Genomic DNA, 13176 nt, shown 5'->3' on the forward strand with positions numbered 1-13176 from the left:
GCAATTGCTGTCTATTACTTACGGATCTCTCAACTATGAAACCTATTGCAATTATTGGGATTGGCTGTCGTTTTCCTCAAGCCAATAATCCTCAGGAATTCTGGCAATTATTATCAAAGGGAATTGACGGCATCACCGAAATTCCTAAGGAGCGCTGGAATATTAATGAATATTATGATGAGAATCCTGAAACACAGGGGAAAATGAATTCTCGTCATGGGGGATTTTTATCGCAAGTTGATGGTTTTGATCCTAATTTTTTCGGGATTTCTCCTAGAGAAGCCTTATTAATGGATCCTCAGCAACGCTTACTCTTAGAAGTAGCTTGGGAAACCATTGAAGATGCAGGAATAACACGGGAACAATTAGCAGGATCGAAAACAGGTGTATTTGTGGGAATTGCCACAAACGATTATAGTCGCATTCATGCAGGATATAGCCACCAACCTCAAGGCTATGATTTAACAGGAAACTGCACAAATATCGCAGCCGGTCGTCTTTCCTATCTTTTTAACTTAAAAGGTCCTAGTTTAGCGGTAGATACGGCTTGTTCTTCCTCTTTGGTCGCAGTGCATCTCGCTTGTCAAAGTTTATGGAATGATGAGTCTTCAATGGCGATCGCAGCAGGGGTTAACCTGATTTTATCCCCTATTGGTAATATTGCGTTAAGCAAATTGAAAGCCTTGTCTCCTGATGGACGTTGCAAAACCTTTGATGAAAGCGCCAATGGATATGTGCGAAGTGAGGGAGTCGGTTGTATTATTCTTAAACCGTTGGCTCAAGCGATCGCAGATAAGGATTCCATTTATGCGTTAATTAGAGGAACTGCTATTAATCATGATGGACGCAGCAAGGGGTTAACGGTTCCTTATGGACCGGCACAAGAAAGCTTGATTCGATCAGCCTTGAAAAATGCTGAAATTGAGCCAAAAGAGCTTAATTATGTGGAATTACACGGGACGGGAACATCTTTAGGCGATCCCATCGAAGCGATGGCCTTGGGATCTGTGTTAGAAGAAGGACGAGACAAGGATAATCCTTGTTTGGTGGGATCGGTAAAAAGTAATATAGGACATCTCGAAGCAGCGGCAGGAATTGCCAGTGTGATTAAGATGGCACTTTCCCTGAAAAACAAGCAAATTCCGCCCAGTCTGCATTTTAACAAGCCGAATCCTTATATTCCCTTTGATAAGTTACCCCTTAAACTTCAATCATCTTTAATTACCTGGCCACAACAGGAAACAACCGCCAAGGTGGGAATTAGTTCTTTTGGATTTTCGGGAACAAACGCTCATATTATCTTGGAAGAAGCTAATTTATCTCACCAAGAACCAATTTCCTTAACTTTCCCTCATTTACTTCCTTTATCTGCCCATAGTCACGAAGCGGTTAGAGATTTAACTCAAAATTATGAAGATTTCCTGAAAGATCAAGCTTTAACCGCTGAATTTGTCCAGAATCTTTGCTATAGTGCTAGTGCAAGACGGACTCATCATGCTCATCGTCAGGCAGTTCTGGTTCATTCTCCTGAAGAATTATTGAAGGGTTTAAAAGAGTTAGAAACGATTGATTTATCGACTCAATCTAAGCCTTCAAAACGTAAAACAAACATTGCTTTTGTCTTTTCTGGCCAAGGACCTCAATGGTGGGCAATGGGACGGGAATTATTAGCAACAGAACCCGTTTTTCGCTCTGTTATTAAACAATGTGATACTTTGATTCAAAAGTATGCTAACTGGTCATTATTAGCGGAATTTAATGCGTCTGAAGCTCAATCTCGTTTACAAGAAACAGAAGTTTCTCAACCTGCTTTATTCGCTTTACAAGTTGGATTAGCTAAATTATGGCAATCTTGGGGGATTAATCCTAAATCTGTGGTTGGTCACAGCTTGGGAGAAGTTGCAGCCGCCCATTTTGCGGGAATTCTAACTCTTGAGGAAGCTATTCATTTGATTTGTCAGCGCGGACAATTGATGCAGCAAGCAACAGGAAATGGAAAAATGCTTGCGATTGAATTACCTGTTAATGAGGTAGAAAATTTAATAGCTGCTTGGGAAAATAAATTAGAAATTGCTGCCATTAATAGTCCCTATTCAACGGTTGTATCTGGGGAGTCTCAATCGATCGATCAATTAATTGCTGAATTGTCCCAAAACCATCCTCATATTTTTTACAAAGAACTCCCTGTTAATTATGCTTTTCATAGTCAACAAATGACTACTTTTGCGGATAATTTAGTTAAAAAATTAGGAGAGCTTCAGCCTCAAAAAAGCACCATATCAATTTTCTCAACCGTAACAGGTGATCAACAAGAGGGGACATTATTTAATGCCGCTTATTGGGGACAAAATATGCGTCAGACGGTACGTTTTAACCCTGCGATTGAAGCAATGATTAAATCTCGTCATACTATCTTTGTTGAAATCAGCCCCCATCCTGTTTTATTGGGATATATTAAAAGTACCTTGCGAGAACAAGATACTGAGGGATTTGTTTTACCCTCTCTAAGACGAGAACATTCTGAACGGGGAACGCTATTAAATTCTTTAGGAAAGCTCTACACTTGGGGACATTCGATTAATTGGGAAAAATTATATCCCGAAAATTGTCAGTTTGTTAAGTTACCGCTTTATCCTTGGCAACATGAATCTTATTGGGTAAGTGATGCTAAACCTCAATTTAAGTCTGTTTCGTCTGCTTCTAGTTTACTTAATTTATTAGTTGAAGGCAAAACTGAACAACTAACTGAACAGTTAAATCAAAGTGATCAATTATCACCTGAAGTCAAGCAATTTTTACCCCAATTATTACAGTTATTGGTTGGAGAAGATGCAATAATAGCAGGCAAGATGCCTATCCTACAGGATGTTAGTAAGAACTGTTACAAAGTGGAATGGCAACTCAGTCCTTTAAACTTAAAAAATAAGCCTTCTCAAGGAGAACGGTGGTTAATTTTTAATGATAATCAAGGAGTTGGTAAAGCCTTAGCAACAACGCTAAATGATGCTTATATTTTGGTGTCTTCTGGTCAAACTTATCAGAAGTTGGTGTCAGGTCATTATCAAATTAATCCTAATAATGTTAAGGATTTTCAACGGTTGTTACAAGATCTAACTGAACCAATCACCAAAGTGGTCTATTTATGGGGGTTAGACAGCGATATTAACTCCCAAACCTCTCAAACTCGTTCTTATGCCAGTTTATTGTATCTAACACAAGCTTTAGCTCAATTTAAAACTAAAGAACCCCCTAAACTTTGGGTCATAACACAACAAGCACAACCGGTGAATGATGCTGTTAAACCGCTTAAAATAGCGCAAACGTCCTTATGGGGAATGGGTCAAGTCATTGCCCTTGAATATCCTAATTTATGGGGAGGATTGATTGATTTAGAAGAAAAACAACCATCGTCTCAAGCAATTATTGCTGAAATAACAGAAAATCTAGGAGAAGATCGCATCGCTTTTCGGGATCATCAACGATATGTTGCCCGTTTAGTACCTAATAAAGCAATAAAAAGCTCAAACATCAATTTTAAAAAGACAGAAGCCAGTTATCTCATTACTGGTGGCTTAGGCTCTTTAGGATTAAGTTTAGCAGATTGGTTAATTGAAAAAGGTGCAAATCATTTAATCTTAACCAGTCGGCGAGCCTTAGCTGACCATTCAACGGATAAACAGGTAAAAATCAAAGCTTTAGAGGATAAAGGGGCTACTATTCAAGTAATTGCCGCTGATGTCAGTGATTATCAACAAACCCGTCAACTTTTTCACCAAATTCAAGAAAATTGTCCTCCCTTACAGGGTATTATTCATGCGGCAGGGGTTTTAAGCGATCGCACCATTGACAAGATGGATTTCCATTGTTTTGAGAGCGTATTTAATCCTAAAGCAGCAGGAGCCTGGAATTTACACCAACTTTCTCAAGATTTATCCTTAGATTTCTTTGTTTGTTTCTCTTCCATATCTGCTTTAATCGGATCACGAGGTCAAATTCACTATGCCGCGGCCAACCATTTCTTAGATGGTTTAATGCACTACCGTCGAGAGTCTGGACTCACAGGGTTAAGCATTAACTGGGGACCTTGGGCTAAAGGGGGAATGGCCACGCAAGGCTATGAAGAAGGCTTAAAACGCCTGGGAATCAATCCATTACAACCTAATTTAGCCTTGGATACTTTAGATGCTCTAATCCATGGTAATGTTACTCAAACAATGGTAGCAGAGATTGATTGGTCTAAGTTTAAAACGATTGTTGCAGCAAAAGGACGGGTGGCTTTCTTAGAAGCGTTATTCAAGCAAGATCAGGATAATTTTGTGCAAACGGTCGAGAATTTCCCCCAAACCATCCAAAAAAACCCTCCTCACCGACGAGTCACCCTATTAACCACTCGTTTACAGCAAGAAGTAGCGCAAGTCTTAGGAATTCACGGAGATACTTTACCAGATACTGATCAAGGGTTCTTTGAGATGGGAATGGATTCTTTAATGTCCGTAGAACTGAAACATCGTCTAGAAGGCTTATTTTCTGTCTCTTTACCTTCCACCTTTGCTTTTGAGTATCCCACTATTGGTGATGTGGTGCAGTATTTTGTCCAAGAAGTATTTGCTTGGGAAGATAATTCAGAAAATTCTCAGATTTCTTCGGAAACCGAGTCAACGGATGTTGTAGTACTCCACCAAGCCCTTGCTGAATTGGAGTTGCTGTCAGAAGTAGAAACAGAAGCCCTAATGGAACAGGAATTGGCGGAATTAGAAGCATTACTTTAACAGTGAACAGTTATCAGTTAAGTAGGTGGGTGGAATTAAATATAAAATGAACGTAGGTTGGGTTGAAGCATGAAACCCAACGCCCGCATGGGTTACGCTACCGCTAACCCATCCTACAAATAATTGTGCCTACCTACTTATCAGTTATCCGAATAACTAACACCTCACACCTAATATCTAAGGAGCATTTTAATATCATGGATTCTCATCATCAGAAAACAGAATTAACGCCGTTACAAAAAGCAGTTATTGCGCTTAAAGAAGCTCGTAACAAGATTGAAGCCTTAGAACGGCAAAAAAATGAACCGATCGCTATTATTGGCATGGGCTGTCGTTTTCCGGGGGGTGCAAATAGTCCAGAGGCGTTTTGGGAGCTATTATCAAGGGGAAAAGAAGTAATTGTCCCTGTTCCTAGCCAAAGATGGGATGCGGAGGCTTATTATGACGAAAATCCCGATCTTCCTAACAAAACTTATGCTCGTTATGGCGGGTTTATTGACGCAGTAGATCAATTTGATCCGCAATTTTTCGGGATGACTCCCCGGGAGGCGATCGCACTAGACCCTCAACAACGATTATTATTAGAGGTAAGTTGGGAAGCGTTAGAAAATGCCGGAATTGCACCTCAGAAGCTGACAGGGACGCAAACAGGCGTATTTGTGGGCATTGGCTTGGATGATTACGCAAAACGGCAAATTAAGCAACAAATTCCCATTGATGCTTATACGGGATCAGGAAATGCGTTTTGTTTCGCTTCAGGTCGCTTATCCTATTTTTTAGGGCTACAAGGACCGAGTTTAGCCATTGATACCGCCTGTTCTACCTCTTTAGTCACGGTACATCTGGCTTGTCAAAGCTTACGCAACAGAGAGTCAAATTTAGCTTTAGCAGGGGGAGTTAGTTTAATGTTATCCCCGGAGGTGACGTTATATCTTTCTAAAACCCGCGCTTTGTCCCCTGATGGTCGTTGTAAAACCTTTGATAAAGATGCAAATGGCTATGTGAGAGGGGAAGGCTGTGGAATGGTGGTCTTAAAACGCTTTTCTGATGCTATAAGCGATGGAGACAACATTTTAGGGGTAATTAGAGGCTCGGCGGTCAATCAAGATGGCCCCAGTAGTGGTTTAACGGTTCCCAATGGATCAGCGCAAATGGCAGTTATTCGTCAAGCATTGGAGAATGCAAAAGTAAAACCCGAACAAATTAGCTATTTAGAAGCACACGGGACAGGAACAGCGTTAGGCGACCCTATTGAAGTACGGGGGATTAACAATGTACTATGCAAAGATCGTTCCACTGATAACCCCTTAATGGTGGGTTCAGTAAAAACGAATATCGGCCACCTAGAAATTGCAGCTGGGATGGCCAGCCTATTAAAAGTCATTTTATCCCTAAAAAATCAAGAAATTCCCCCCCATCTTCATTTTAAAGAACTTAATCCTGATTTAGCGGCTGCTGCAACCGCTCTCAAAATTCCTACCGCTTCTCTGCCTTGGCAGCGAACAGAAGAACCTAGAAGGGCCGGAATTAGTGCATTTGGATTAAGTGGCACAAATGCCCACATTATCATCGAAGAACCGCCTCAATTAAGCTTTAATCCTTCTGAAGTAGATCGTCCTGCTCATTTACTCACTCTATCGGCGAAAAGCGACGATGCTTTAGATGATTTAGCGCAAAAATGGGTCAACCATTTAGAGAAAAATCCTCAATTAAACCTAGCAGACTTAGCTTTTAGTGCCAACACGGGACGAGGACAATTTAACCATCGTCTGGCAATTTTGGCAAAATCAACCCTTGAAGCCAAGGACTCTTTAACAGCATTTACGCAAAAACAACCTTGTTTGAATGTTTTCAGCCAAGCAGTTGCAAAAAGTCGTCAAAATAAGATTGCTTTCTTGTTTACAGGACAAGGTTCTCAGTATGCAGACATGGGACGACAACTGTATGAAACTCAACCCACCTTTCGTCATGCCTTAGAGGAATGCGATCGCTTATTGCAACCTTACCTAGAAAAGTCCTTATTAGAGGTTTTATACAGTGATTCTAGCTTATTAGACCAAACTGCTTATACTCAACCCGCCCTATTCGCCATTGAATACGCATTATATAAATTATGGCAGTCTTGGGGCATTAAACCTGATGGGGTTTTAGGTCATAGTGTGGGGGAATATGTGTCCGCTTGTGTTGCAGGGGTTTATTCTCTCGAAGAGGGAATCAAGTTAATTGCCGAAAGAGGACGCTTAATGCAGTCTTTACCCCAAAAAGGCGCAATGGCGGCCATATTTGCCCCTATTGAAACAGTAAAATCTGTTATTTCTCCTTATGGGGATCAAGTTGAGATTGCCACTATCAATAGTTCGGAAAATATCGTTATTTCGGGTGACAAGGAAGCGATTAATCGGATTAAAGCGGATTTAGAATCACAAAGCATTGAAGTGCGTCTGCTTCAGGTATCTCATGCTTTTCATTCCGGGATGATGCAACCGATATTAGCAGAATTTAAAGTGATCGCTGCTAAAATTAGCTATAAAACACCCCAATTAGATTGGATTTCCACCGTCACAGGTGAAGAAATCAGCCAAGCAGTAACAGAGGACTATTGGTGTCAACAAGTGCGTCAATGCGTCCAATTTGCCCCAGCAATAGAAACCTTAGCCAGCCAAGGTTATAATCTATTTATTGAAATCGGCTCTCATCCGATTTTAACGAGATTGGGTCAAAAAACCTTAGCAAACCCTGATTATCTGTGGTTATCTTCCCTACAACGAGGACAGGATGATTGGCAAATTTTATTACAAAGTGTGGCAAAATTAGCCGTTTCTGGGGTTAATATTGATTGGAATGGCTTTGATAAAGATTATGCTCGTCTTCGTCTTCCTTTACCTACTTATGCTTTCCAAAAACAACCCTACTGGTTAACCGTAGGGGAGCCTAGTTTGCGCCCAACCCAAGAGACAGAAACCTTAGAAGGGCAAGACTTACACCAAAGCCAAGAAAGAGAAACTGTAGGGGTGCCAGACTTGCGCCCAACCCAAAAACAAAACGAAACCAAGGCTGAAAGCTTAGAAAGTCAATTAATTGCTTTAATAAGTCAAATTACGGGTTTAAATCCTCAGCAATTGAGTTTGAATGTTTCCTTAGAAGCAGATTTAGGGTTAGATTCTATTATGATGACCCAATTAATGAACGGGTTACTATCATTAATTCCTGAAGAACAACGTAGTCAATTTAGTGAAACCTTTTCCCTACGCCATTTAATGCAAGTCTCCAATCTTCAGGAATTATTAACCATTCTTCAATCTCATACTTCATCCCCCAAACCTCAAATCTCTAACCCTAAACCACAAATCAAAAACCTGAAAACACAACCCTCGAATCTGGTTCCTATTCTCCATAGTCAAATTCCCTTGTTAATGAGTTATTGGAGTCTCAATTCTAATAGTTTATTTACTAAGGTTAAAATTGCAGGAGAATTTGACTTAAATATTGCTCAACAAGCATGGAAACTGTTAATTAATCGACATCCCATGTTACGGGCGCAATTTCAGATTCCAGAGGATGCCACCTGCTTTGCAGACTATCAATTAGAAGTGCTAGAAAATCCCATTCCTCCTGAAATTCTTGTTAAAGATTTCACCACTTTAACTCCTGAGGAACAAGGGGAGAAAATTGAAGAAGAAATCTATCATTGGTTAAACTATAACTGGTCTTTAACGCAATGGCCGCTGCATGGATTTTCTGTTCTTAAATTATCTGATCAAATTCATCAATTATTTTTAGGGAATGAACACTTAATTTCGGATGGGTTAAGTAACCATGTCATGATGCGGGAATTCTTGGAAATTTACCGGGCCATAGTTGCTAAAGAAACGCCAAATCTTCCCCCTACATTGACTGTAGAAGATTATCGAAAACAGGTTCAATTAATGAACGATTGGCAAGATATTGAGGAAGATCGAGCCTTAGCAGAATACAATAATGCTGTGTCTGGAATGTCCTATCGTTGGCAACCTAAACAGCAGAAAAATGCTCAAAAATCTCCTCTCTTTTACAATCAAAAGTATCTACTTTCAGCAGAAACTACCTCTCAATTAATCGACAAAACCCGTCAATGGCGAGTCCCGATGAATGCACTATTATTAGGTGCATTTCTAAAAACTATGTCACAAATAGATTCAAAAGCTGAAAATATCGGAATTTCGATTCCCACCAGTGGACGAATTTACCCCGAAGTAGATGCAACAGGTGTGGTTAGTAGTTTTGCTCAAAATCTGGCATTAAGTTTTGCTAAACCTCAATTTGAGCAAGATTGGCCGACCTTTTTAAGCCAAATTCAGCAAACTGTACAACAACATATTGGCACAGGTTTAGATCGGGCGCAAACTCGTCAAATGGGAACAATTTTTCGAGACAATATTACCCTAGAAAAGGGTAAAATTCCCCCTCATAGTCTTTCTTTAATACAGGAGGCTTTAAAGTCTAATTTATACCTTCCTTATACGGGACAAACTCACCTGCAACCTCAGTATGATGCTTTATCAATTACTGACTATCAAGCCGGAGGAATGAACGCCACTGGAACAATTGATATTCTGCAAGAAATCTTTAATAATCGTCTTCATCTATTTGCAAGTTACGATTACCATCACTTTGACTTATTGCTAATAGATCAATTAATGACAGCCTATGTCAGCCAAATTGAAGAACTAGCCAATTTACCCGTGCAAGATCAAGTTATTATTTCTCATTCTTTCTCTATTTCTCTTAATACAGAGATTGAAGAAATGCTACGACAAATAACTTCCGAAATTTGTCATTGGACAATTGAAGAAGACGAAATAAGTGATGATTTGGAGGCAGATTTAGGACTAGATTCTTTAGAACGCATTCGCCTTGTTACCAAGCTAGAAGGGATTTATGGCAAACAATATCGCCAAGACCTTTTAAATTGTCGTACCTTGCAAGAAATGGCTGCTATTTTAGCCCCATCTCAACCTTCAATCCTCAACAGCTATCGGTAAAATACAGTCTGACAAATTAATATTAGGAAAAACAAAAATATGTCATTTCTACTTAGATAGGAATCCACAAATATTTATGATATTCTGAACTTTTTTTGTCCAGCTATACCTCAATCAGCGAAGGTTCGTAATTAGTCCTTAATGGCTACCTGCTAAAAAACCAATGGGCGCAGGCTTTGCGCCCCTACCACCTAACATCTAATAGAGGATTATTCTTATGGCTTTTTCCCCCGAAATTCCCTACTATAAAATTATTAAACAAGCACAATTAACCCCTGATGCGATCGCTGTTTTAGATGAGGCTTGTCCCCTAACTTATCAACAATTAGACCATCTTTCTAATCAAGTTGCTGCTTATTTACAGACTCAAGGTGTTAACCCCAATACCAGAGTTGGAATTATGACGGAACGAAATCCACGCATGATCGTTGGTATTTTGGGAATTCTGAAAGCCGGTGGCTGTTATGTACCCTTAGATCCCGATTATCCCGTCGAAAGATTGCGTTATATTCTTCATCATGCCACTATCGAGATCTTACTTACCGAACATCAAGTAAGTGAACAGTTAATTTCTTGTGTGACAGAACCTTTACCCTTGCAAACCGTCCTCTTTTTAGATGAAGGAGAAAGATTAAACAAAATTAATGATTTAACTCAGATTACCACTTCTATCTGGCAAAAACACAGTAAAGAATCCATAAATCTTTGTAATCGTCCTGAGGATTTAATGGTAATTCTTTATACGTCTGGATCAACAGGACGGCCAAAAGGGGTAATGTTAAACCATCGCGGTTATATGAATCGTCTAGAATGGATGCAAAAAACATTTTCCCTGAAACCAGGCGATCGCATCGCACAACGCACCTCTTTTTGTTTCGATATTTCCGTATGGGAAATTTTCTGGACGTTAATGGAAGGTGCAACAATATGTCCCGTCAAACGCGAAGTAGTCTTAAATCCTTGGGAATTTGCTGCCTGGATTAAAAAGACTAAAATTAATGTAATGCACTTTGTTCCCTCCCTCTTTGGGGAATTTATCAGTGCGATTGAAAACGAATCTTGGACATTTCCTGATTTACGCTGGTTAATCTTTAGTGGGGAAGCTTTACCCATGTCTTTTATCCAAAAATGGCTTGATTGTTATGGATTAAAGACAGGTTTAGCCAATCTTTATGGACCGACAGAAGCCTCCATTGATGTGACTTACCATATTATTACAGAACGTCCTGACGAACGCACCAGCAGCCAAATTCCCATCGGAAAAGCGATCGATAATGTCTATCTCAAAGTGTTGGATGATCAGATGCAACCTGTTAAACAAGGGGAAATGGGAGAACTTTGGCTTGGTGGCGTACAATTAGCGTTAGGATACCTCAAAGATCCTGAAAAAACCGCTAAAGCGTTCTGTTCTAATCCTTTTTCTGATGTCTCTGGTGACTATATTTATCGGACAGGTGATCTAGTCAAGGAATTACCCGATGGTACGCTGGAATATCATGGACGTATCGATAATATGGTCAAAATTCGGGGTTTTCGCATTGAATTAGGGGAAATTGAGAGCATCTTAACCACTCATCCCAATGTCCGCGAGGCCGCCGTTTTAGCTATTGATTACGGTGAAGGACAAAAACGATTAATTGCTTGTTTATCGGGGGATAAAATCAAAAACCGAGTTCTCAAAGCACATTTAGAACAAAAACTCCCCCATTACATGATTCCTCAACGATTCGCTTGGTTTCCACAACTTGCTAAGAATCATAACGGAAAGTTAGACCGTAAAGCATTAGCCGCCGAATTACTTGCTCCTCCCGCTGCTCCCCCTACTCCTTCTCTTGTCCCCCTTGGACCGGCACAACGTTGGTTAGTCAACTATTTTGAACCTCCCTATCAATGGTTCGGTTATACTCGTTTTCTCTATCATCAGTCTTTGAATCTTGATATTTTCAATCAAGCTGCTAATCTTTTGGTGCAACGTCATGAAGCTTTTCGGACGGTTTGCCTACAAAATCAAGGTAAATGGCAGCAATACTTGATCAATGATCCTCAACCTATCCTGGCAGAGTATTGGGATGGAAGCCACTTAACAGAAGCAGAACGTAATGCTAAAATTCAAGCTCAAATGTCAGATTTAGCTAAAAAAATCCAGATTGACCGTTGGCCACTCACTGCCACTCTTGTCGTTAAAGTTAGTCCCTATTGCTACGATATTACGATGGTCGCTCACCACATCATTGCTGATATGTTAAGTGCAACCCTCTTGTTTAAGGAACTTTGGAGTGCCTATCATCAATTATTGGTAGGAAGTGAGCCGACTTTTCCTAACCCTAATCCTCAGTCTTACTTAGATTTTGTGCAAGTCTTGAGGGATGAGGAGAAAAAAGGAACAATGAACGAACACTTGAATTATTGGAAGGAACAATTTCCTGATGCAGAGAGTCGCTTTGAAGTCCCCGTCGATCATGTCAAAGGCCCAAATATTGAAGCTTCTGCCGAAAGTGCGCGATTTGTCCTAAGTAAAGCGCAAACTAAACAGTTATTAAGCCAAGGCAAGGTTTATTATCAGTCTAACTTTTATCCTATTCTCCTTGCTCCTTTATACCGTTTATTAGGTGATTGGAGTCAACGCAAACAGGTGGTTATCAGTCATCGTAGTCATGGGCGAGATTTAGGCGAAGGTCAGTCTTTTATGGAAAGTATGGGCAATTATGCTGTAAATTTTCCCATAGGCATTAATTTATCCACTTCTACGACTTGGCAAAAAACTATCAGTACCATCAATGAGCAGTTTGAAAGCTTACCAATGAATGGCGTAACTTATGATTGGATAGGTGAGTCTTTACCTGAATATCTCTATCCTGATAGTAATTTAACCCCAGTAAGGGCTAATTATCTGGGAAATCGTTCGGTTCCTCTCTCTGACTTGTTTGAGTTTGTTTATGGCGAGCGCGATTGTCGTTTATCGCCACTGGATCAAAAACGTACCACATTGATTGAATTCTTTTTCCTAATCATAGATGGTCAGTTAGAGATAAGAATTGAATATTCTCGTAATTTCCATCTTCCTACGACCATTGAAAAAATCGGACAAGATTACCTCATTCTTCTTGAGGAATTAGTGCCTATTGGTGTTGCTGATTCCTAACCTTTCAGGGGGGAGTGTCAAGCAGTCCGTGGCATTGACTCATATTAAATCCGTTTGATTAAGTCAGGAGAATACTTTGGCAAAAGTGCTACCTCGAAAATGTCTTGACTATCGTACCCCGAATGAGGTATTCCCCAAAGGTAGATCAGACAGGGATGCAATTCAGACTTGAATTGGCGTCACCAAGAGCGTGATGGACTGCTCTAGTTACCAGATTTTTCCCCCCCCGAACGCTTACTAAAAA

The 13176-nt window shown here is 40.1% G+C and carries 3 protein-coding genes; all 3 read left to right on the plus strand.

Annotation, left to right across the window (positions count from 1 at the left end):
• Window positions 1-35: 35 nt before the first annotated feature.
• The 3 genes from VL20_RS21230 to VL20_RS21240 all read left to right on the plus strand — a co-directional run bounded on the left by VL20_RS21230 (window position 36) and on the right by VL20_RS21240 (window position 12932).
• Entirely contained in the window at window positions 36-4769 is a 4734-nt protein-coding gene (locus VL20_RS21230) for a type I polyketide synthase (protein WP_052277689.1), read from the plus strand.
• A 125-nt stretch (window positions 4770-4894) separates the two neighbouring features.
• Window positions 4895-9790 carry a type I polyketide synthase gene (locus tag VL20_RS21235; RefSeq protein ID WP_284525878.1) on the plus strand — a complete coding sequence of 1632 codons (4896 nt, stop codon included), beginning with the start codon at window positions 4895-4897 and terminating at the stop codon, window positions 9788-9790.
• A gap of 217 nt (window positions 9791-10007) precedes the next feature.
• Window positions 10008-12932, plus strand: coding sequence for an amino acid adenylation domain-containing protein (locus VL20_RS21240; protein WP_052277691.1), 2925 nt, complete (start codon window positions 10008-10010; stop codon window positions 12930-12932).
• The last annotated feature ends 244 nt before the right edge of the window (window positions 12933-13176 follow it).

It is taken from the genome of Microcystis panniformis FACHB-1757 (assembly GCF_001264245.1).
Taxonomy (GTDB): domain Bacteria; phylum Cyanobacteriota; class Cyanobacteriia; order Cyanobacteriales; family Microcystaceae; genus Microcystis; species Microcystis panniformis.